The organism is Caulobacter zeae, assembly GCF_002858925.1.
Lineage (GTDB): Bacteria > Pseudomonadota > Alphaproteobacteria > Caulobacterales > Caulobacteraceae > Caulobacter > Caulobacter zeae.
The window spans coordinates 194,566-215,886 of sequence record NZ_PJRS01000011.1; the positions used below are offsets into that span (position 1 = coordinate 194,566).

General features: G+C 68.6%; 23 protein-coding genes. 12 read left to right on the plus strand and 11 right to left on the minus strand.

All coding sequences use genetic code 11. The features are described 5' to 3' along the window. Nucleotides 1-93 precede the first annotated feature (93 nt). The 3 genes from SGCZBJ_RS05645 to rplU all read right to left on the minus strand — a co-directional run bounded on the left by SGCZBJ_RS05645 (nt 94) and on the right by rplU (nt 1,708). Complete coding sequence (locus tag SGCZBJ_RS05645; protein ID WP_101717036.1) at nt 94-627, minus strand: GNAT family N-acetyltransferase; 534 nt, start codon at nt 625-627, stop codon at nt 94-96. Nucleotides 628-851: 224 nt separating this feature from the next. After that, nucleotides 852-1,121: a 50S ribosomal protein L27 gene (rpmA, locus tag SGCZBJ_RS05650; protein ID WP_101717037.1), complete on the minus strand. Its 270-nt coding sequence runs from the start codon at nt 1,119-1,121 to the stop codon at nt 852-854. Nucleotides 1,122-1,198: 77 nt separating this feature from the next. Further along, nucleotides 1,199-1,708, minus strand: a complete 510-nt coding sequence (gene rplU / locus SGCZBJ_RS05655) for a 50S ribosomal protein L21 (RefSeq protein ID WP_101712765.1) — start codon at nt 1,706-1,708, stop codon at nt 1,199-1,201. Nucleotides 1,709-1,923: 215 nt separating this feature from the next. On the opposite strand from rplU, the gene SGCZBJ_RS05660 reads away from it, so the two are divergent. Both SGCZBJ_RS05660 and SGCZBJ_RS05665 read left to right on the plus strand, forming a co-directional pair. Next, on the plus strand, nt 1,924-2,553 hold the full coding sequence (locus SGCZBJ_RS05660; protein WP_101717038.1) for a hypothetical protein: 630 nt from the start codon (nt 1,924-1,926) through the stop codon (nt 2,551-2,553). Nucleotides 2,554-2,700: 147 nt separating this feature from the next. Beyond that, complete coding sequence (locus tag SGCZBJ_RS05665) at nt 2,701-3,825, plus strand: CobW family GTP-binding protein (protein WP_101717039.1); 1,125 nt, start codon at nt 2,701-2,703, stop codon at nt 3,823-3,825. A 167-nt stretch (nt 3,826-3,992) separates the two neighbouring features. On the opposite strand, the gene SGCZBJ_RS05670 is transcribed toward SGCZBJ_RS05665, so the two are convergent. The 3 genes from SGCZBJ_RS05670 to SGCZBJ_RS05680 all read right to left on the minus strand — a co-directional run bounded on the left by SGCZBJ_RS05670 (nt 3,993) and on the right by SGCZBJ_RS05680 (nt 5,960). After that, complete coding sequence (locus SGCZBJ_RS05670) at nt 3,993-4,589, minus strand: CC0125/CC1285 family lipoprotein (RefSeq protein ID WP_101717040.1); 597 nt, start codon at nt 4,587-4,589, stop codon at nt 3,993-3,995. 126 nt (nt 4,590-4,715) lie between these two features. Further along, nucleotides 4,716-5,357 (minus strand): LysE family translocator, encoded by a 642-nt coding sequence (locus SGCZBJ_RS05675; RefSeq protein ID WP_101717041.1) that lies wholly within the window; start codon nt 5,355-5,357, stop codon nt 4,716-4,718. A gap of 198 nt (nt 5,358-5,555) precedes the next feature. Further along, nucleotides 5,556-5,960: an MAPEG family protein gene (locus SGCZBJ_RS05680; RefSeq protein WP_101717042.1), complete on the minus strand. Its 405-nt coding sequence runs from the start codon at nt 5,958-5,960 to the stop codon at nt 5,556-5,558. 184 nt (nt 5,961-6,144) lie between these two features. On the opposite strand from SGCZBJ_RS05680, the gene SGCZBJ_RS05685 reads away from it, so the two are divergent. After that, entirely contained in the window at nt 6,145-6,345 is a 201-nt protein-coding gene (locus SGCZBJ_RS05685; RefSeq protein ID WP_101717043.1) for a KTSC domain-containing protein, read from the plus strand. Between the two features lie 133 nt (nt 6,346-6,478). On the opposite strand, the gene SGCZBJ_RS05690 is transcribed toward SGCZBJ_RS05685, so the two are convergent. The 4 genes from SGCZBJ_RS05690 to SGCZBJ_RS05705 all read right to left on the minus strand — a co-directional run bounded on the left by SGCZBJ_RS05690 (nt 6,479) and on the right by SGCZBJ_RS05705 (nt 10,088). Next, nucleotides 6,479-8,332 carry a flotillin family protein gene (locus SGCZBJ_RS05690; RefSeq protein WP_101717044.1) on the minus strand — a complete coding sequence of 618 codons (1,854 nt, stop codon included), beginning with the start codon at nt 8,330-8,332 and terminating at the stop codon, nt 6,479-6,481. 65 nt (nt 8,333-8,397) lie between these two features. Continuing rightward, nucleotides 8,398-9,006: a YqiJ family protein gene (locus SGCZBJ_RS05695; RefSeq protein WP_101717045.1), complete on the minus strand. Its 609-nt coding sequence runs from the start codon at nt 9,004-9,006 to the stop codon at nt 8,398-8,400. A gap of 10 nt (nt 9,007-9,016) precedes the next feature. Next, nucleotides 9,017-9,592 carry a PspA/IM30 family protein gene (locus tag SGCZBJ_RS05700; protein WP_101717046.1) on the minus strand — a complete coding sequence of 192 codons (576 nt, stop codon included), beginning with the start codon at nt 9,590-9,592 and terminating at the stop codon, nt 9,017-9,019. 10 nt (nt 9,593-9,602) lie between these two features. Continuing rightward, a complete protein-coding gene (locus SGCZBJ_RS05705) occupies nt 9,603-10,088 on the minus strand; it encodes a hypothetical protein (RefSeq protein WP_240621419.1) in 486 nt (161 codons plus the stop codon). Nucleotides 10,089-10,482: 394 nt separating this feature from the next. On the opposite strand from SGCZBJ_RS05705, the gene SGCZBJ_RS05710 reads away from it, so the two are divergent. The 8 genes from SGCZBJ_RS05710 to SGCZBJ_RS25585 all read left to right on the plus strand — a co-directional run bounded on the left by SGCZBJ_RS05710 (nt 10,483) and on the right by SGCZBJ_RS25585 (nt 18,964). After that, on the plus strand, nt 10,483-12,891 hold the full coding sequence (locus SGCZBJ_RS05710) for a TonB-dependent siderophore receptor (RefSeq protein WP_101717048.1): 2,409 nt from the start codon (nt 10,483-10,485) through the stop codon (nt 12,889-12,891). 67 nt (nt 12,892-12,958) lie between these two features. After that, on the plus strand, nt 12,959-14,254 hold the full coding sequence (locus tag SGCZBJ_RS05715; RefSeq protein ID WP_101717049.1) for an MFS transporter: 1,296 nt from the start codon (nt 12,959-12,961) through the stop codon (nt 14,252-14,254). Between the two features lie 15 nt (nt 14,255-14,269). Continuing rightward, nucleotides 14,270-15,334: an LLM class flavin-dependent oxidoreductase gene (locus SGCZBJ_RS05720; RefSeq protein WP_101717050.1), complete on the plus strand. Its 1,065-nt coding sequence runs from the start codon at nt 14,270-14,272 to the stop codon at nt 15,332-15,334. After that, the gene (locus SGCZBJ_RS05725) at nt 15,331-15,963 is read left to right on the plus strand and encodes a cysteine hydrolase family protein (protein ID WP_101717051.1); all 633 of its coding nucleotides are present in this window, start codon (nt 15,331-15,333) and stop codon (nt 15,961-15,963) included. Before SGCZBJ_RS05720 ends, SGCZBJ_RS05725 begins: the two co-directional genes overlap by 4 nt. Then, nucleotides 15,963-17,348, plus strand: coding sequence for a zinc-binding metallopeptidase family protein (locus SGCZBJ_RS05730; protein ID WP_101717052.1), 1,386 nt, complete (start codon nt 15,963-15,965; stop codon nt 17,346-17,348). The genes SGCZBJ_RS05725 and SGCZBJ_RS05730 overlap by 1 nt, the downstream gene beginning before the upstream one ends. Continuing rightward, nucleotides 17,348-17,842 (plus strand): flavin reductase family protein, encoded by a 495-nt coding sequence (locus SGCZBJ_RS05735; RefSeq protein WP_101717053.1) that lies wholly within the window; start codon nt 17,348-17,350, stop codon nt 17,840-17,842. Before SGCZBJ_RS05730 ends, SGCZBJ_RS05735 begins: the two co-directional genes overlap by 1 nt. 11 nt (nt 17,843-17,853) lie before the next feature. Further along, on the plus strand, nt 17,854-18,666 hold the full coding sequence (locus tag SGCZBJ_RS05740; RefSeq protein WP_101717054.1) for a TauD/TfdA dioxygenase family protein: 813 nt from the start codon (nt 17,854-17,856) through the stop codon (nt 18,664-18,666). Between the two features lie 145 nt (nt 18,667-18,811). Beyond that, on the plus strand, nt 18,812-18,964 hold the full coding sequence (locus SGCZBJ_RS25585) for a hypothetical protein (RefSeq protein ID WP_165799249.1): 153 nt from the start codon (nt 18,812-18,814) through the stop codon (nt 18,962-18,964). Nucleotides 18,965-18,967: 3 nt separating this feature from the next. On the opposite strand, the gene SGCZBJ_RS05745 is transcribed toward SGCZBJ_RS25585, so the two are convergent. Beyond that, nucleotides 18,968-19,696, minus strand: a complete 729-nt coding sequence (locus SGCZBJ_RS05745) for an enoyl-CoA hydratase/isomerase family protein (protein ID WP_101717055.1) — start codon at nt 19,694-19,696, stop codon at nt 18,968-18,970. Between the two features lie 311 nt (nt 19,697-20,007). On the opposite strand from SGCZBJ_RS05745, the gene ccrA reads away from it, so the two are divergent. Then, the gene (gene ccrA, locus SGCZBJ_RS05750) at nt 20,008-21,288 is read left to right on the plus strand and encodes a crotonyl-CoA carboxylase/reductase (RefSeq protein ID WP_101717056.1); all 1,281 of its coding nucleotides are present in this window, start codon (nt 20,008-20,010) and stop codon (nt 21,286-21,288) included. Nucleotides 21,289-21,321: the final 33 nt, after the last annotated feature.

Consider the following 21,321-nt stretch of genomic DNA (forward strand, 5'->3'; position numbering starts at 1 on the left):
ATGGGGGAGCATCTTACATGATGTTGTGACGGCTCCAACCTCCCGCCGCTGCTCGTGAGCCCCCTCCTCTCTCTAAGAGAGAGAGGGATCTCCCTAAGCCAGCCAGACCATCATCCGCGTGGGCACGCTGGCCGCGCGCGAGACTGAGTCCTTTTCCGTGACGACGCCGGTGTAGAGGAAGCCGGCCTTGACCAGCACCTGGCCCGAGGCGGGGTTGTCGGCGAAGTGGCCGGCGACGACCAGCTTGCGCCGCCAGTCGTGCGCCGCCCAGGACAGCGCGCCCTGCAGGGCCTCGGTCGCCAGGCCCCGGCCCCAGAACGGCCGGCCGATCCAGTAGCCGACCTCGAGCCGGCCGTCCTCGTTGGGGAAGAAGCCCAGCACGCCGACGACGCCAGCGTCCTCAAGGTCGATGACGAAGGTGGCGTTGCGGCTCCAGTCCTGGGCCTGGACCCGGGCCACGAACTCTTCGGCGTCAGCCTGGCCGTAGGGCCAGGGCATGCGGGTGGTCATCTTGGGGATGGCGTAGTCGGCGCCCAGGCTGGCGATGCGGGGCGCGTCGGACATGTCCGGCGCCCGCAGGGCGAGCCGCCGCGTCTCGATGACGGGACTTCTTTCGATCACGCACATGGCGCGTCTCCCTTTCCCGGCCCTTCTTCACGCGAGGCGCCGATACTGCGACGCGCCTCAGATAGTGCGGGACCGTGACGCTCCAATTGCCTGGATGAGGCTTTTTCTGGAGCATGGACAAACAAAAGCGGGGAGTCCGGCGTCCGGACTCCCCGCTTCGTATTCGTCGCGTCCGGATCGTCTTCGTTTAGGAAGCGCGATCCGAAGAGAGACTTCAGATCGTACTATTCGGCGGCCTGGGCCACCGGGGCCACGGTCACGTAGGTACGGTTCTGCTTCTTGGTCACGAAGCCCACGGCGCCTTCGACGAGGGCGAACAGGGTGTGATCCTTACCGATGCCGACGTTGGCGCCCGGGTAGAACTTGGTGCCGCGCTGACGCACGAGGATGTTGCCGGCGAGAACCTTCTCGCCGCCGAACTTCTTTACGCCAAGGCGCTTCGATTCCGAGTCGCGACCGTTGCTCGACGAGCCGCCAGATTTCTTGTGAGCCATGATGCTCTCCTAATCTTTGACCCGGTTTCCGACGCGCGGACCTGGGTCAGATCAATCCAAAAAGATCCTGGCGGATCTTAAGCTTCAGCTTCCGGAGCGGGGGCGGCGGCCTTCTTCGGCGCGGCCTTCTTCTTCGGAGCGGCGGCTTCAGCCTTGGCGGCCGGAGCTTCCGGGATGGTGAAGGGCACGGCGGCGTCGCCGAGACCGCGGGCGCGGGCGTCGAGGATGACCTTCGGGGTCAGGTCGATCGTGCCGTCCCACTTGCTTTCCTTGCCGGCGCCGGCGACCGACGTCACGCGCAGGACCGTTTCGGTCTGGCGGTGACCGCGGGTGCGGCGATAGCCCTGACGGCGGATCTTCTTGAAGATCTTCACCTTCTCGCCCTTGCGGGTTTCGATCAGGGTGGCGTTGACGACGGCGCCGTCAACGGTGGGGGCGCCGACCGTCACGGCCTCGCCTTCGCCCAGCAGCAGAACTTCGCCAAACGCGACTTCCGCGCCAGGTTGACCGTCGAGCTTCTCGACGACCAGCAGGTCGCCGGCTTGGACCCGGTACTGCTTGCCGCCGGTTTTGATGACCGCGTACATAGGTTAGCGCCTTAAATAACGTGCTGTTCGCAAAATACGGAACGCCCGCTAGGAAACCCGGCGGGCGAGAGGGGCGCACTTATAGCGCCGAAAGCCTGTGAGTCAACGGCCAAGGGAGCCTCTAAAGCCCTTGACTGGATTCAAGGTGAAGCCTGTGTCGCGCCTCACGCATGACTCCTCTGGCTCGTTATTTTGTAACAGGCTATAGCGCGGGCGTGACGTCCGCCTTCTTCGCCTCGATCGCGGCCACCGGCTTCATGGTGGCCTTCCTGCACGCGGCCCTGCCAACCCATTGGCTGCCGTTCGTGCTGGTCGGCCGCGCGCAGAAATGGTCGGCGGGGCGCACCCTGGGCGTGACCCTGCTGGCGGGCCTGGGCCATGTGGCCCTGACCATACTGCTGGGCCTTATCCTGGTGATCGCCGGCCTGGCGCTCGAGCCGCGTCTTGGCCACCTGTTCCACTGGATCGTCGGCGGGCTGATGGTCGCCGTCGGCCTCTTCTATATAGCGCGCGGGCGCCACAGCCACGCCCTGCCCGAAGCCGGCCGGCGGACCTATGCCTCCGACCGCGCGGCGATCACCGCCCTGGTGGTGCTTTTGACCCTGTCGCCGTGCGAGGCCTTCCTGCCCTACTACCTGGCCGGCATGAAGCACGGCTGGGGCGCGTTCCTGCTGCTCAGCGTCGTCCTGTTGGCCGCCACCGCGGCGGGCATGCTGCTGTTCACCGGCCTGTCCCTGGCGGGCGTTCGCCGCCTGAACCTCGACTGGCTGGAGCGTTACGAGGAGACGATCCTGGGCGTGGCCCTGGTGCTGGTCGGCCTGGCGGTGGCGTTCCTTAAGACGTAGGGGGCGCGAAAACCTCGTCCTTCGACAAGCTCAGGATGAGGTTTTCGACTGCACGGCCGCGCCTTGGTCCTCATCCTGAGCCTGTCGAAGGACGAGGGCCACGCACTGACGCTTTCGCTTCCGACCCAGCCGCCCTAAATACCCGCCATGACCCAGACCGCTCCCGCTCCCGGCAAGATCCCCGTCACCGTGCTGACCGGCTATCTCGGCGCCGGCAAGACCACGCTGCTCAACCGCATCCTCACCGAGGAGCACGGCAAGCGCTACGCCGTGATCGTCAACGAGTTCGGCGAGGTCGGCATCGACAACGACCTGGTGGTCGGCGCGGACGAGGAAGTGTTCGAGATGAACAACGGCTGCGTCTGCTGCACGGTGCGCGGCGACCTGATCCGGGTGCTGTCGGGCCTGATGAAGCGCAAGGGCGGCTTCGACGCCATCGTCGTCGAGACGACGGGCCTGGCCGATCCGGGCCCAGTGGCCCAGACCTTCTTCGTGGACGAGGACGTCAAGGCCAGGACCTATCTGGACTCGGTCACCGCCCTGGTCGACGCCAAGCACATCATGCTGCGCCTCTCGGACAGCAAGGAAGCGGTCGAGCAGATCGCCTTCGCCGACCAGATCGTGCTGAACAAGACCGACCTCGTCGACGAGAACGACCTGCGCCACGTCGAGGCCCGGATCCGCAAGATCAACCCGCTGGCCCCGATCCACCGCGCCGAGCGCTCGAACGTTCCCCTGACCGCCATCATCGGCAAGCACAGCTTCGACCTGGAGCGGATCACCGAGCTGGAGCCGGATTTCCTGAACCCCGCCCATGGCGAGCCGGGCCACGTTCATGACGAGCACTGCGGCCACGATCACGGGCACGGTCACCATCACCACGACCATGACCACGTGCACGACGAGCACTGCGGTCATGACCACCATCATCACGATCACGCCCATGGGCACGACCACAAGAGCGACATCCACGACGACGGGGTGAAGGGGATCTCCCTGACGCTCGACAAGCCGGTGGACGGCCAGAAGGTCACCGTCTGGCTCAACGAGCTGCTGGCGGCCAAGGGCGTCGACATCCTGCGCGCCAAGGGCATCATCGACGTGAAGGGCGAGGAGCGCCGCCTGGTGTTCCAGGCCGTGCACATGATCCTGGAAGGCGACTTCCAGCGCCCCTGGACCGACAAGGACAACCGCTACAGCCGCATGGTCTTCATCGGCCGCGACCTCGACGAGGCCGAGCTGAAGAAGGGCTTCGAGGCCTGCGTGGCTTAAGGTCGTCAGATGCTCCCCCTCTGGGGGAGCTGTCGCGGAGCGACTGAGGGGGTCTTTAGCGCCTGCGCGGGCCCCCTCCGGCCCTCTGGGCCACTTCCCCCAGAGGGGGAGGATCTCGATCCCGAAGAACAAAAGGCCCTCTCCGGTGGAGAGGGCCTTTGTCGTTTCTACTGCCCCGGAGCCGGCCGCTGGATGGTCGGTTCGAGGTTCTTGATGATCTCGCGGGCGTCGTAGGCGCGCGGGTCGCCCGAGGGCTTGGCGCCCTTGTGCAGGACGATCTCGGTGCTGGCCTCGAACTTTTCGATCGTGCGGACCTCGGCGCGGTTGGCGAAGAAGGGGTCGCCCCAGAAGGGGTCCCAGGCGCGCCAGCCGCCGTAGCGGGGGCCGTAGTAACGCCAGGACGGACGCCAGTAGCCGTACGGGTAGCCGTAGCCGAAGCCCGGCCGCATGAACGGATCCTCGTCGATCACCGTGCGGGCCGTGCGGTCGGTGCGGCGGTCGGCGGTCTCGAACCAGTCGTAGCCCTGCTCGACGGTCACCTCGGCGGCGCGGTACAGCAGGTAGCGCTCGACGGTCTCGCGGCTGGTCAGGCTGTTGCCCGCGAAGCCGACCCGGTAGCGGTCGCCCTCGAGGCGCATTTCGGTGAAGCCGCCCGAGGCCTTCTGGCCCGGAATGGCCGGCTGATAGGGGGTGGCGGTGGCGCAGGCGCTCAGCACGGCGGCGACCGCCGCGAGCGCGAGCCATTTGGCCTTCTTGATGGGCATGACGCGTTCCTCTGGGACACTATACTCCCGTACCACAATGCATGGCTGAGCTTTGCGGTTTCGCCAAGGCGAACACGTTGCCGCGATGTAAAAAGAGATTGCCGGCCGGCTGTAGAACGCCGGGCTTCAGCCCCGGGCGACGATCAGCCCTGCGGCGGTGACCAGCAGGATCCCCACCAGGATGCCGAAGCCCTTGCGGAAGCCAGGCTCGTTCATCCGCGAGGCCAGGGCCGCGCCGCCCAGGCCGTAGGCGCTCATGCTGATCAGGTCCATGCCGATGGTGGCGGCGGCGAACATGACCAGCTGTGGGACCAGCGGCCGCTGCACGTCGATGAACGGCGGCAGCACCGCGCCGAAGAACAGCAGGATCTTGGGGTTGGCGATCTGCACGGTGAAGCCGTCGCGGAAGGCCGAGCGGCTGGACGACATGCGCACCCCGGCCAGGGCGGCGCCCTCTGCGCTGGCCGGCTTCAGCGCGCCGCGGATCGACTTGATCCCCAGCCAGACCAGATAGGCCGCGCCCGCCAGGGCCAGGACGTGGAAGGCCGCCGGGAAGGCGGCGATCAGCGCGCCCAGGCCCAGCGCCGCGAACAGAAACCACACCAGGCTGGCGGTGTTCATGCCCACCACGCCCAGCAGCGCCGCGCCCTTGCCCTTCTCCATGCCGGTGGCGATGGCGAACAGATTGGCCGGGCCCGGCGTGATGGCCATCACGAACATGGCCGCCAGGAAGGCGCTGTAGCGGGCGGGATCGACGGGCAGGACCATGGCGGGGCTATAGGCTTTTGAGGGACGTCAGCCCACTCCTATCCTCTCGTCATTCCCGCCCTTGTGGCGGGAACCCCTCTGTTAGTCGCAGGGGCGGATGAGGCGGACTGCTTGGCAGTCCGCTGGCGTCTCACCTGCAAGCGGAAACAGGGTTTCCCGCCACAAGGGCGGGAATGACGGGATAGGAGGGGCGGCCGCCTACATTCCCACGCTCACCGCCACCCAGATCGCCCGGCCCAGCGCGCCCAGCAGCAGGGCGAAGGTGGTGAAGGCCTGGATGGCGAAGCCCAGGCCCCGCTTCTTCGGATCGGCGGCGTAGGACAGGGCGTAGATGATCCGGCCGAGGATCCACACCGCGCCGGCGGCGGCGGCGAAGAGGTCGTTCCAGTAGATCGCGAACAGCCACAGCGACGGCAGGAAGATCACCAGCCATTCCAGGGTGTTGGCCTGCACCCGCACGGCGCGTTCCAGGTCCGGGTGGCCGGTCATGGCCGGGGCGTCGATCTTGGTGCGAGCGCGGGCGGCGCCCACGCGCAGGATCATCCAGATGTAGCAGATCAGCGCCGCCAGGGTGACGATGGCGACCAGGGCGTGGGTTTGCATGGGCTTGGCGGTCCTCCCCGAACCTTTGATGCGGCGCAAGGACGGCCGCCCGCGGGGAGCTTAAGCTTATTCACGCAGGAAGCTCAAAGCCGTGACGGCCATGGTCGGAACCGCCCGCCCAGCCCGTGCGCTTTCAGCTTCGTAGACCCTCGTTCCGAACCCTTTCCGAAGAAAGGTCTCGCGCATGTACGTGGACTCCACCGCGATCCGAGCGATCGACTACGAACCCGAACACGGCAAGCTCTTCGTCACCTTCATCGACGGCGACGAGTACGTCTATGTCGGCGTGCCCGAGCGGGTGACGGCGGCCTTCACGCGATCGCGGTCGAAGGGGCGCTTCTTCCAGCGGATGATCCGAGATCGGTATCCGTACAACCGGATCTGAGGCGGAGAAAAACCTCGTCCTTCGACAAGCTCAGGATGAGGTTTTTCTACTGCGGTCCTGATGTTGGTCCTCACCCTGAGCCCGTCGAAGGGCGAGGACCACACATTGCATTCTGGAGATGGCGCGAAGACGCCTACGCCTCCTCGTCGCCTTCCTCTTCTTCGACCACGACCGGCGCGGCGATGGCGGCGGGCTTGGCCTTCTTGGCGCGGCGCGGGGCCGGGACGTCGTCGACCACGGTCGCCAAGGCCGGGGCCGCGTCGGCCAGCGGGGCGGTGAGGCCCGACAGGGCCCCGCCGTTCAGGCCCACCTCGGCCATCAGCTGGTCGAGCAGGGGGGCCTGCGCCCGATAGCGCAGGGCGCCGCTGACCACCTGGTCGGCCAGGTTGCCGCCGCCGTTCGAACCGCCGCCGGCGTCGTTGGCCGCGGCGGCGCCCGTCGCGCCGTTCAGGCCGTCGACCTGGACGATGCGGATCGAGTCGATCGCTTCCAGCGGCTTGACGGACTCGGCGATGATCCGGTCGAGGTTCTCGATCAGCTTGATGCGGATGGCCATGGCCACCTGGTCGGCCGACAGCAGGTTGGCGGCCTTGTTCAGGGCTTCCTGGCCCGAGGCGTCGACGTCGTAGCGGACGCGGGCGGCCTCGGCGGCCAGGCGGACGGACTCCGCCGAAGCCTCGGCCTCGATGCGGGTCTTGTCGGCCGCGCCCTTGGCTTCCTCGCGCAGGGCCTCGGCCCTGTCGGAGGCGGCGGTCTTCTCGGCCTCGGCGGCCACCTTGACGGCGATGGCCTCGCGCTCGGCCTCCTTGGTCGCCTCGATCAGCTCGATGATCTTCTGGCGGTCGGCGGCCTCGCGCTCGCGGACGGTCTTGACCTGTTCCTCGGCGGCGACGGCGAGGGCCAGCGCCTTGTCGGCGTCGGCCTGGGCCTCGGACTGGGCGCGCGACTTCTCGGCGACGGCGATGGCGCGGTCCTGCTCCGACAGCTCGATGGCCTTGGCCTTTTCGATCGTCTGGGTCTCGACGGCGCGTTCCTTGGCGATCTCGCGTTCGCCCAGTTCCTGCTCCATGGCGATGCGCTGCTGGGCCACGGCCCGGTCGGCGGTGATCTTGGCCTGCTCGATCTGCTGCTCGCTGGCGATCTTGGCCTGTTCGGCTTCCTGGGTCTTTTCCGCCTGCTGGCGGGCGACCTCGGCCGACTGCTCGGCGCGGCGGGTGGCCAGTTCGCGCTCCTGCTCGAGCTTGGCGTACTCCTCGTCGCGGGTGATCTGCAGGGTCTGGCGCTGGGCCTCCAGGTTCTTGGTGCGGATCTGCACCTGGGTGTCCTGCTCGATGTCGTTGCGCAGCTTCTTGCGCAGCTCGATCTCCTCGGTCAGCCGCGTCAGGCCCTCGGCGTCGAAGGCGTTCGAGGGGTTGAAGTATTCCATGGCGGTCTGGTCGAGGCCCGTCAGCGACACGGTCTCCAGCTCCAGGCCGTTCTTCAGCAGGTCCTCGGACGAGACCTGCTGCACCTTCTGGACGAAGTGGGTGCGCTGCTCGTGCAGCTCGGTCATGGTCAGTTCGGCGGCCACCGAGCGCAGGGCGTCGACGAACTTGCCCTCGACCAGCTCCTTCAGCTGTTCGGGGTGCATGGTGCGCTGGCCAAGCGTCTGGGCGGCGCTGGCGATGGCCTCGGAGCTGGGCTGAACGCGCACGTAGAACTCGGCCAGCACGTCGACGCGCATGCGGTCCTTGGTGATCAGGGCCTGCTCGTTGTTGCGCGAGACGGCCAGGCGCAGGGTGTTCATGTTGACCGGAATGGTCTCGTGGAACACCGGCAGGATCAGCGCGCCGCCGTTCATGACCACCTTCTCGCCGCCGAAGCCGGTGCGGACGAAGGAGGTTTCCTTGGAGGCGCGCTTGTAGAGGCGGGCGAGCAGCAGGCCCAGGATGATGAGGCCGGCTAGGCCGCCGCCGGCGATCATGGCGAGTTCGATCAGGGCAGGCATGTGGATTTACCCCCGAAGTTTGGGAAAGCGGAAAAGGAAAAACAGCAGGAAGGCGAAGGCGGGCGTCACAGCAGCGCCTCGCTCTCGTTGCGGATGGCCAGGAACCGGGCGCCGGCGTTGCGCACGATGATGACGCTGGTCCCTTGCGCGAAGGTCTCGCCGTCCTCGTCGGGCTCGACCATCACATAGTGGGCCTGGCCGTGGGCGTCGCGCACCCGGGCCTGGGCCGGAGAGCCGGGCTTGGCCTCGCCGGTGACGATGACGGCGACGCGGCCCACCAGGGTCTCGCGCGAGACGGCGGTGGTCTCGTCGCCGGGCAGGATGCGGGCCAGCAGGCCGCTCAGGACCCGCGTGAACGGCAGGGCGACGGCCAGGGCCAGCGGCCCGGCCAGCCAGGCCGGAGCCGGGTGGCGGAAGACCCCGGCGATCAGCTGTTGCAGCAGCAGCCCCGTCACGCCGAAGGCGAACAGGAAGATCACGATGACCATCAACAGCGGCAGGCGGCCGATGTTCAGCCAGCCCAGCAGCGAGGGATGGTCGAGGTCGGGGCCGTCGACGCCGTCATGGCCCAGGGCGGCGCCCAGGCCGGCGGCCTCGACCGCGCCGATCAGCAGCATCAGCAGCAGGGCGGCCAGGAAGAGCGTGTTGCCGTCGTCGGTGATGAACCCCCACATCGGCGCGCGCTCAGGTCTGCGACCGGGCGGCGCGGAGCGCGGCGAGGCGCTCGTCCACCCGGTGGCCGCGGGCCAGGCGCTCCAGCTCCGACAGCTTGGCGCCGCGCGCCAGTTCGGCGTCGGTGGGCGGCTGCGGGGCCTTGGCGCGGGCGGCGGTCAGGTCGGTCAGGTCCTCGGCCATCTCGCGGCGGGTGGCCTGCAGGGCGGCCAGGTAGCCTTCCAGTTCGGCCTGGCGCTGTGCGGCGTCGGCGACGGCGGTCTCCAGCACCGGGATCTGGGCCTCGATGTCCAGCTGGTGCTCCAGCGCGGCGCGGATCAGGTCCTCGCGGTCCTGGCTCAGGGCCAGCTCGATCTGGGCCGACAGGTCGTCGTGGCGGCTGGACTGCTCGGTCAGGCGCTTGGCGGCCAGGTGACGGGCGGCGATGGCGCGGCCGAGCTCGGCGCGCACCTCGTCGATCGCCTGGTCGACCTCGCGCAGGGCCTGCTGGCCCAGCGCGTCGGGCATCACCTCTTCCAGGGCGTCGATCAGGGCGTGGGCGCCGCCGCTGACGATGCGTCCCACTCGGGCGCGCAGGGTATCTGCCATCGGGTCCTCGTCAGGCGGCCGACGGGCGATCGCCCGCGGCGGTGATCAGGCGGGTCAGCTCGCCCAGGGCGGCGACGCGGCGGGAGACGATCGTCGGATCGTAGGCGGGAGCGCTGGGGGTCACGCCCCAGCGCAGCATCTGTTCGGTCAGGCGGCCGGCGCAGTCGACGAGGCGGGCCTCGTGGCGGGCCAGGGCCTGTGGATCCGCGCCCGCCAGCTCGGCCGGAGCGGCCAGCAGCACGGCCAGCATCTCCTCGACGGCGGAGGTCAGGGCCAGGGCGACGGTGGAGTGGCGGTCGGACGCCAGCTCGGCCGCGCGCAGGGCCTTCAGGGCAGGGGCGGCGATGTCGTGGGCGGCCGCCAGGGCGGCGTCCCAGCCGGCCGGAGTCTCGGCGCGGCGGCGGGCCTGGCGGATCAGGCCGCGCACCTTGTCGCTGGCCGTGATGGCGCCCTCCAGTTCGAGACCGGCGAGAAAAAGGGCGTCCTCTTCGGACAACCTGACACTCAAGGGCGTGTTCAGCGCGACCATGAGTGGCAATGTGGGGCGTTGTAATACGTTTGTAAACAGCTGGGCCTTTCAGCCGGAGATTACATCTTCGTCATGTGCTCGCCTTTTGGTGCGCGCCGCTTTGCCGCCGCCACGGACGCGGGGCGCGACGCACGGCGCTTGAGTCGCGGTCTCGTTCGCTCTGGATCAAGTTCCTTGGTCCCGGCGTGGGCGAAAGCCGCGCAGAGGGGGGCAAATCGTGGGCGTCTCGAACATTTTGAGTGAAATTACAGATGCCGCCCCGGACGCCGGGAACGGGGCGAGGCGATGGTTTCTCCAAGAGGCGTCGCTCTGGGGATAACCGCCGAGGGCGGGAGTGCGACGGCCTTGAACGAGGACCGTCATGTCGAACCAAGGAATGCTGCTCGCGGGCTGTTCCGCCGCCGTTCTGCTCGCCCTGGCCGGCGCCGCCCACGCGGCCGACCCGGATCCGTCGGCCGCCGCGCCGGACGCCGTCGACGAGATCGTGGTGCGGGCCCGCGACAAGGCCGGCCTGATCGAGAAAGAGCCCAACAACACCGTCTTCGGCCTGGACAAGCCGCTGATCGAGACGCCGCGCTCGGCCAGCTTCGTGTCGGACCTGACGCTGCAACGCTACGGCATCGAGACCATCGACGGCCTGACGGCGGTCTCGCCGGGCGCCTACACCGCCAGCTTCTATGGCGTGCCCGGGGCGCTCAACATCCGCGGCACCCTGGCCGAGAACTACTTCCGCGGCTTCAAGCGGATCGAGAACCGCGGCACCTATTCGACGCCGATCGGGGCCGCCGACCAGATCCAGATCGTGCGCGGCCCGCCGACCCCGATCTATGGCTCGGGCAAGGTCGGCGGCATGCTGAACTTCATCCCCAAGTCCGGAAAGGGCGAGGGCGGCTATCTCTCCGAAACCCAGGGCGAGGTCACGGCCACCTACGGCAGCTACAATCGCAAGAACGCCACGGCCCAGGTCGGTCTGCCGGTGAACCTCGGCGACGTGGTCGGCGGGGTCCACGTCTATGGCGAGGTCGAGGACAGCCACAGCTACTACAAGGGCATCTATCCGCGTCGGCAGACCTTGCAGGTCTCGTCCGACTTCGACCTGGGCGACGGCTGGAGCACCGCAATCGGCGGCATGCTCTACCGCTCGAAGGGCGATGTTCAGACGCCGGGCTGGAACCGCCTGACCCAGGACCTGATCGACAGCGGAACCTACATCACCGGCCGCGACACCAGCCTGGTGGACGCCGATGGCAACGGCCGCCTGACGCCCAGCGAGATCGGCTTCTATCCATACGCCAGCGCCATGTACCTGGCCTATTACGGCTTCCCCGATAGCGACGCCAAGCACACGCTGGACACGGGCGTCGGAACGACCAAGCTGTCGCCGCGCACGGTCTACATCTCGAGCGCCGACTTCTCGAAGACCCAGACCAACACGCTCTATTTCGACGTCGCCAAGGAGCTGTCGCCCGACAGCTCGCTCAAGCTGCAACTGTTCTACGACGCCCTGGAGAACAAGCGCTTCGTCTCCTACGGCTATCCCGCCTGGTTCGACAGCGACGTCTGGGAAGCCCGCCTGACCTGGAACTTCGCCAACGAGGCCTTCGACGGCCTGGTGAAGGCCAAGTCGTTCGTCGGCGCCTCCTACCGCGCCTTCGACGGTCGCCGGCGCGAAAGCTACAACAGCGGCCTGATCGCGCTGGACCGCCGCGACATCGCCTTCGGCGCCACCCCCACCGACCTGATCGGCAGCCCCTTCAATCCGGGCGACGGCGTGGCGTGGGAGAACGACAACCGCTCGGAATGGACTCAAGCCGGCCTCTTCTTCACCACCGACATCATGGTCGGCGAGAAGCTGAACCTGATGCTGGGCGGCCGCTACGACGACTACGACGTCACCTCGGAAGACACCGGCTTCCTTTCGTACACCGTGACTGGCAAGCAGAACGCCTCGAAGGGCAAGGGGACCTACACCGCCAGCGCCACCTACAAGGCCCCGTTCGGCCTGATGCCCTACATCACCTACGCCAAGGCCAGCGCCCTGGAGATGAGCCAGGCCGGCGACATCGCCCCGGGTCTGGTGGCCGACGCCGGCGACGCCTGGCTGTCGGAAGGCGACCTGGCCGAGGCCGGGGTGAAGTTCCAGTGGCTGCAAGGCACGCTCGTGGGGTCGCTGGCTGGCTATCGCCAGAACCGCACCCAGCTGACCGGCATCACCCAGACCCCGACCGGCACCCGCGCCAAGGGCGTGGAGCTGGAGGTCCGCTGGCTGGCCAGCGAGCACTTCAGCTTCACCTTCTCGGGCAACACCCAGCACACCACCGTCAAGGGTCCCGACACCTCGTTCCAGTACGTGCCGGTCCACACCGTCGGCGTCAGCGGGGCCAACGGCTTTGGCGGCTCCTACGTGGTGTGGAGCTTCGCCAGCGTCCGGCCGGGCGACTACGACTACACCCTGATCCCCAAATCGGTGCTCAGCCTCTACGGCGCCTACACCTCCGACGCCTATGCCTGGGGCAAGCTCGCCGCGACCTTGGGCGTGACCCGGGTGACCAAGACCTCGGGCACCGTGCCGGGCGCTGTGGTCTATCCGGACTACGCCGTGGCCAGCGGCTCTGTGGCCTACGAGTACGGGCCGTACACCGCCACGCTCAACGTCGATAACCTGTTCGACAAGCTCTACTTCACGCCGGTCGGCGACACCTACGCCAACCTGGCGGCCCTGCCGTCCAAGGGCCGCGAGTGGCGGGTGACCCTGTCCCGGAAATTCTAGTTCCCCTGCGGCGCGCTCGCTGCAACGGGCGCGCCGCTCCTTGTCCTGTTCTCCAAGGAGTCCTGCCATGTCGACCTCCCCCTGGCGTCCCTGGCTGATCCTGTCGGTCTTCGCCCTGCTGCTGTTCCTGATCACCGCCTCGACCTTCTCGTCGCTGGGCGTGGTGCTGCCGGCGATGATCAAGGAGCAGGGCTGGGGCTTTGGCCCGGCCTTCCTGGGCTTCACCCTGCTGGGGGCGTTCTGCGGCGGCTCGTCGTGGCTGCCGGCCCTGCTGATCCGCAAGCTGGGCGTGCGGCTGACGATCATCGCCGGCTCGGCGGTGATGGTGGCGGGCTTCTCGTGCCTGGCGGCGACGCCGGGCCTCGCCGTCTACCTCGTGGGCACGGCCCTGCTGGGCGTCGGCTACCAGATGATGGCCCTGATCCCGGGCACCCACGTCCTGGGCATGCTGTTCAAGAAGCGCGCCCTGCCGTTCGGGATCTATTTCACCATCGGCTCGCTGGGCGGCGTCGTCGGCCCGTGGATGGCGCTGTCGGGCATGGAGATCGCCGGCGGCGCCTGGCGGCCCTACTGGTGGATGCAGGCGGCCGCCTCGCTGGTGGTGGGCCTGGTCTGCACGGCCCTGGTGGGCAGCAAGGCCTGGCTGGCCGCCGCCGCCGCCGAGACCGACAAGGCCGTGGCCGAAGAGATCGAGAACGCGCCGGCCCATTCCAAGGTCTACCGCACCGCCGTCGACTGGACGGTAAAGGAAGCCGTCCGCACCCCGCAGTTCTGGGTGATCCTGGCGGCCTATTTCGCCCACCTGCTGGGCGGGGTCACCGCCGTCAGCCTGGCGCCGAGCCACTTCGGCGAACTGGGCGTGCCGGCCACCGTGGCCATCGCCGCGATCAGCCTGGAGTCGCTGATGCAGGTGGCGGCCCGCGCCGGCGGCGGCCTGGTCGGCGACCGCATCGACCCGCGCTGGCTGCTGGCGGGCGCGCAAGGGGTGATGGCCGTCGGCCTGCTGGCCCTGACCCACGCCACCAGCTGGCCGGTGATGATGGTGTTCGCCGTCGGGGTGGGGATCGGCTTTGGCCTGACCGTGCTGGCCGTCAGCATCCTGCTGCTCAACTACTACGGCCGGAAGAACAATCTCGAGCTCTTCTCGATGGTCTGCCTGGTCGGCGCCGTCTCGGCCCTGGGGCCGGTGATCGGCGGCCTGATGCGCGACCAGCTGGGCGGCTTCGCCCCCACCTTCCAGCTCTTCGCCGCGGTGATCGGCCTGATCTTCGTCGCCGCCCTGTTCATGCGCCCGCCGCGCAAGGCCGTCGAGGCCGAGCCTGTCGGCGAGCCCGTTCCCACCCTGCTGCAAGACGCCGCCTAGCCGAGGATGCCCGCCATGTTCCACAGCCCTTCCAAGCACAAGGACTTCGGGGTGTTCCTGCCGGTGGCCAACGGCGGCTGGATCATCTCCAAGACCACCCCCGTCCTCGACGGCCTTTATGCGACCAACAAGGCCGCGGCCGTGAAGGCCGACGAGGTCGGCATGGACTTCGTCATGTCGATGGGCAAGTTCCGCGGCTTCGGCGGCGAGACCGACCACTGGGGCACGGCCCTGGAGTCGGTGACGATGATGGCCGGCATCGCCGAGGCCACCAAGAACGTCCGCATCTGGGCCACCATCCACCCGCTGCTGCAGAACCCGGCCGTGGCCGCCAAGATGATCGCCACGCTGGACCACATCAGCGGCGGCCGCGCGGGCCTCAACATCGTGGCCGGCGCCTATCGCGGCGAGTTCGCCCAGATGGGGGCCTGGGACGACGCCCTGACCCACGACGACCGCTACGTCCTGACCGAGGAATGGACCCGGATCGTCAAGCGCCTGTGGAGCGAGGACAGCGTCGATTTCGACGGCAAGTTCTTCACGATGAAGGACTGCCAGTCCAAGCCCAAGCCGCTGTCCAAGCCGCGTCCGGAGCTGATCTGCGCGGGCATGAGCGACCGGGGCTTCCAGTTCTCGGTGCGTGAGGCCGACGTCTGCTTCATCGGCGGCCGCACGCCCGAAGAGCGCCGCGACGCCAGCCGCCGCGCCAAGATCGCGGCCGAAGGCATGGGCAAGACCATCAAGACCTACGCCATGTGCACCGTCGTCCACGCCGAGAGCGACGCGGGCGCCGAGGCCTTGGTGGAGCGCTACAAGGGCGGGGCCGACATGGGGGCCATCCTGGCCATGCTGGAAAGCTGGGGCGTGCCGGCCGAGAAGCTGTCGACCGTCGCCGCCCAGCAGGGGGCGTTCATGACCCACACCGTGGTCGGCTCGCCCGCCACCTGCGCCGAGCAGGTGCAGGCCTTCGTCACCGACTGCGAGCTGGACGGGCTGATGCTGATCTTCCCCGACTACGTGGAGGGCCTCTCCATGTTCGGCTCGGAGATCCTGCCGGGCCTGCGCTCGGTGTTCTCGTGAGCGGGCTGCCGGCCTGGATCGCGCCGGGCCGCACGGCGCTGGTCGTGATCGACATCCAGGTCGACTTCGCCTCGCCGGAGGGACTGCTGGGCCAGTACGGCGTGGACATGGGCATGGCCGCGCCGGCCGTCGACGCGGCCGGCCGCCTGGTCGAGGCGGCGCGCGCAGCCGGCTTGCCGGTGGTGTTCGTCGGCCTGTTCACCTCAGCCGAGACCGACAGCCCGTCGTGGAACGAGCGCATGCGCCGCCGCGGCGGAGACCCGGAAAGCGAGGCGGCCCTGTGCCGCGCCGGTCAGCCGGGCAGCGCCTTCTACGGCCCGCAGCCGGCCGAGGGCGAGCCGGTGGTCGCCAAGGCCCGCTACAGCGCCTTCGTCGGCACGGATTTCCACAGCCGGTTGAAGGCCATGGGCGTCGACACCCTGGTCGTCTGCGGCCTGACCACCGAGTGCTGCGTGGCGGCCACCGCCGCCGACGCCTTCGACCTCGACTACCACGTCTTCGTCGCCGCCGACGCCTGCGCGGCCTACGAGCCCGACCTGCACGAGGTTGCTCTGAAGACGATGGGGCTCAACACCGCGATCCTCACCGACAGCGTCGAGGTCGCCAAAGCCTGGAAGGAGGCCGCGTGATGGCCGACGGGTTCGCCAACCTCGCGGGCGTCGCCGCCCCTTACACGGTCACCGAGGCCGACCGGGCCGCCATCGCCGCAGCGATCAGCGAGGCCGAGATCGTCGAGCTGGCCCTGACCTTGGGCAACATCCCCGCGCCCTCGGGCAAGGAACTGGAAGCCGCGACTTACGTCTACGACTGGATGGCGCGCGAGGGCTTCTCGCCGCGCAAGGTGGGGGCCACGCCCGAGCGTCCCAACGTTATCGGCACGCACGGCGGCAAGGGCGTGGGCAAGAACCTGCTCTTCACCGCCCACCTCGACACCGAGGCGCCGACCTGGAACCCGGATCTGGACGCCTACAAGTATAGCCCCGCCACCCTGGCCAATCCCGAGTGGGAGAAGTGCTGGCTGAAGGACGGCAAGCTCTACGGCTATCCGATCGCCAACGACCGCGGGCCGATGGCCTGTTTCCTGATCGCCGCCAAGGCGCTGAAGGCGGCCGGCTACGAGCTGGCCGGCAAGATGTACCTGACCGCCTGCCCCGGCGAGATCGGCCCCGAACCGATCGAGGAGCACCGCGGCGTCGCCTACATGGGCAAGGACATCGGCGCCCACTACCTGTTCCACCACGGCGGGGTGGCCCCCGACTACGCCATCGCCGCCGAGGGCTGCGACTTCGGCCTGACCTGGGTCGGCTGCGGCTATGCGGTGTTTCGGATCACCATCTGGGGCGAGGGTGTGTTCACCCCGCTGCTGACCCATCCGGCCACGGCCGCCGAGCATCCCAACCCGCTCTACAAGATCGGCAAGCTGACGCAGGCCATCCACGCCTGGAGCGGCCGGTGGGAGAAGGCCAGCCTCTATGAGAGCCCCGGCGGCGTGGCCCAGCCCAAGTCGCAGCTGGCCTCGATCCGCGGCGGCATCCCCTACGCCTTCGGGGCGGGGACCGAGCGGGTGAACCTCTATCTTGAGGTGGGTCTCAACCCCCGTCAGCGCGTGGCCGACATCCAGCATTCGCTGGAGGCCATGGTGCGCGAGACCGGCGTCACGGGGATCGAGATCGAGCCGGTGGTCGTGCGCCACGGCTTCGAGGCCGACGCCGCCGAGGTGGCCCCCCTGGTCGGCGCGGTGGACGTCGCCACCCAGCTGTCGCTGGGCCATCCGGTGGCCCGCGCCGCGCCGGTCTATTCGAGCATGTGGCGCGACCACAACGTCTTCAACATGCACCGCATCCCGGCCATCACCACGGGTTTCGCCCGCTGGCGGCCGACGCCCAAGGACCTGGTCGACAGCGCCCTCGTTTACGCCCTGACCGCCCTGGCTGTCTGCGGCCGGGCGGAGACGGCGGACGCCGAGAACCGCGCCCCGCCGGTCTATGGCGACAACCCGTTCGGGGGAGAGTGATGGGCGCGGCCCTGGCCTCGCCGGCGCCCGACACCGCCCTGTTCCGCAAGGCCATGGGCGGCTTCGCGGCCGGCGTGACGGTGGTGACCACCGCGCTGCACGGACGGCTCAGCGGCACGACGGTCAGCGCGTTCTCGTCGCTGTCGATGGACCCGCCGCTGGTGCTGGCCTGCCTCAAGCGCGGCAGCCGCACCCTGGCGGCCGTGCAGGGGGCGGGGGTGTTCTGCGTCAACATCCTGGCCGCCGACCAGGGTGAGCTGGCCTACGCCTTCGCCAAGTCGGGCTGCGACGAGCGCTTCGCCCTGGCGGCGCTGGAGCCCGGCGCCACCGCCGCCCCGGTGCTGTCCGGCTGCGTGGCGGTGGTCGAATGCGCCCTGCACGCCGCCCACGACGGCGGCGACCACGAGATCCTGGTCGGCCGGGTCGTCGGCGTCCGCATCAACGAAGCCAAGCCGCCGCTCGTCTACGTGCGCGGCCAGTTCCTTAAATCCTGAGAGAGTCCGCGATGGCGTACGACGTGCTGGAAGTGAAGCCGATGACCCGCCGGATCGGCGCCGAGGTGTTCGGCGTCGACCTGGGCCAGCCGCTGTCGAACCGGCAGTTCGAGGAGCTGCACCAGGCCCTGACCCAGTATCAGGTGCTGTTCTTCCGCGACCAGGAAATGACCCATGACGCCCACAAGGCCCTGGGCCGCAAGTTCGGGCCGCTGGCCATCCACTCTGGCGTGCCGGGCCTGGCCGACCACCCCGAGGTGGTGGCCATCCACGCCGACGAGAACTCCAAGTTCGTGGCCGGCGAGAGCTGGCACTCGGACCTGACCTGCGATCCGGAGCCGCCGCTGGGCAGCATACTGCACATGCCGATCGTTCCCGACGACGGCGGCGACACCGTCTTCGCCAGCATGTACGCCGCCTACGACACCCTCTCGGACCGGATGAAGACCTATCTGGAGGGCCTGACCGCCGTCCACGACGCCAACCCGATCTACAAGGCGCTCTTCCCCGACATCGACCGGACCTACAACCGCACCGCCCACCCGGTGGTGCGCACCCACCCGGTCAGCGGCCGCAAGAGCCTGTTCGTCAATCCGTCCTACACCACCCACATCGCCGGCCTGCCCAAGGCCGAGAGCGCGGCGATCCTTTCCTATCTCTACCACCACGCGGGCAACCCGGACTTCCAGGTGCGCTTTCGCTGGCGGCCCAATTCGGTGGCCTTCTGGGACAATCGCTGCACCTGGCACCAGGCGATCTGGGACTACTTCCCGGACGTGCGCTCGGGGTTCCGGGTTACGATCGCCGGCGATCGGCCGGTTTGAGGATATGCTTCCAAAATCTCCCGTCATTCCCGCCCTTGTGGCGGGAATGACGGGAAGTTGGTGTGGGCCAGCCCATCTATCGCCCCCGACCTTGACCCGACCAGCCGTCTCGTCGTTGATGCACGCCTGGGTTCAGGGGCTTTCGATGACGAAAAAGGGTGGCGTGGGCTTTGTCCTGGGCGTGTGCGGCGGGATCATCTTAGGCGCGCTGATCGACAACATGGCCATCGGCCTGATCCTGGGCTTCGCCGTCGGCTTCGGTCTGATCAAGTTCGGCGGCAAGAAGGCCTCTGAATAGGCCCTACTTCCTGCGGAAGTCGGCCGTGCGCTTGCCCATGAAGGCGGCGATGGCCTCCTGGTGGTCGCCGCTGGCGATCAGGGCGGGCAGTTCCTCCTCCACATAGGCCTTGCCGTCGATCACCCGCTTGGTGGCTTCCACGGCCAGGGGCGCGCGGGACGAGATGGCCTCGGCCAGCCTCATGGCCTCGCGCAGCAGCGTGCCGGGCGTGTGGACCGCGGTGACGATCCCGTCGAACAGGGCGCGGGCGGCGTCGAACTGGGCGCCGGTCAGCAGGTGGGCCTTGGCCCGCGCGGCGCCGATCAGCTGCGGCAGGCGGGTGGCCGAGGCCACCAGGCCGATGTTCACACCCGAGGCGGCGAAGGTCGCCCGATCGCTGGCCAGGCGGAGGTCGCAGGCCAGGGCCAGCTCCAGCCCGCCGCCGAAGCACCAGCCGTCAACGGCGGCGATGGTCGGAACCCGCAGGGCCTCGATCCAGTCCATCAGCCGGTTGAAGTCTTCCACCGCCGCCAGGGCGCCGTCGCCGCGCACGGCCGCCTCGCGCAGGTCGTCTCCAGCGCAGAACACCCCGCCCCGACCGGTCAGCACCACCGCCCGCACATCGTCGTCGGTGGCGATCTCGTCCAGCGCCCGCACCAGCTGGGCGCGCAGGGCCAGGCCCAGCGCATTGGCCGGCGGGGCGTCCAGCTCCAGGAGGATGATCGAGCCGGTGGGCCGCGAAACGTGAAGCATTGGGGGGATCGTCTGCGTCATGGGGCCAACCTCGCCCGGCGCGGCGCGAATGGGAAGCGCGCAACCTCAGGCGCGGCCGGTGGTTTCATGCGCAACCATGCTGCGACGCACAAGGATTCCGCTTGCCAGATCCGGACGCTTGTCCCAGCCTCAGCCGTACCCGGCCGCCGAGCGTGGCCGGAGAACACGATAAGAACGACGGCCGGACGGCGCGTTTTCTCCTCGCGCCGAACCGTACCGCGGAGCGCAGACAGCCATTTCGGCGTTCATGTTGCAGCGCCGAAGAGCCGGGCCCAAAGCCGGGGAGTGACATGACGACCGCGACCCTCGAGACGACCGCGTCTCCCGTGAAGGACCTGTACGAGATCGGCGAGATCCCGCCGCCGTTCCATGTGCCCAAGTCGATGTACGCCTGGACGATCCGCAAGGAGCGCCACGGCCCGCCTGGCTCGGCCATGCAGGTCGAGGTGGTGCCCACCTGGGAGATCGGCGAGGACGAGGTGCTGGTCCTCGTGATGGCCGCCGGCGTCAACTACAACGGCATCTGGGCCGCCCTGGGCGAGCCGATCAGCCCGCTCGACGGCCACAAGCATCCGTTCCACATCGCCGGCTCCGACGCCTCGGGCATCGTCTGGGCGGTAGGCGCCAAGGTGAAGCGCTGGAAGCTGGGCGACGAGGTTGTCATCCACTGTAACCAGGACGACGGCGACGACGAGGAGTGCAACGGCGGCGACCCGATGTACTCGTCCAGCCAGCGCATCTGGGGCTACGAGACGCCGGACGGCAGTTTCGCCCAGTTCTGCCGGGTGCAATCCCGTCAATTGATGCCGCGTCCCCGGCACCTGACCTGGGAAGAGGCGGCCTGCTACACCCTGACCCTGGCCACCGCCTACCGCATGCTGTTCGGCCACAAGCCGCATGAGCTGAAGCCCGGCCAGAACGTGCTGGTCTGGGGCGCATCGGGCGGTCTGGGCGTCTTCGCCGTGCAGCTGGCGGCCGTCGCCGGGGCCAATGCGATCGGCGTGGTCAGCGACGACGACAAGCGCGAGTTCGTGCTGTCGATGGGCGCCAAGGCGGTGCTGAACCGCAAGGAATTCAACTGCTGGGGCCAACTGCCCAAGGTCAACGGCCCCGAGTTCGCCGACTACATGAAGGAGAGCCGCAAGTTCGGCAAAGCCATCTGGCAGATCACCGGCAACCGCGACGTCGACCTCGTCTTCGAGCACCCCGGGGAGTCGACCTTCCCGGTCAGCGTGTTCGTCGTGAAGCGCGGCGGCATGGTCGCCATCTGCGCGGGCACCAGCGGCTTCAACCTGACGATGGACGCCCGCTTCCTGTGGATGCGCCAGAAGCGGGTGCAGGGCAGCCACTTCGCCAACCTGATGCAGGCCAGCGCCGCCAACCAGCTGGTCATCGACCGTCGCGTCGATCCCTGCCTGTCGGAAGTGTTCCCCTGGGACCAGATCCCCGCCGCCCACGAGAAGATGCTGGCCAACCAGCACCTGCCCGGGAACATGGGCGTCCTGGTCTGCGCCCAGCGGCCCGGCCTGCGCACCTTCGATGAGGTGCAGGAGCTGAGCGGCGAGGGGTGACGGCACGGAAACGGGGGAACGCAGCGTCTGCAT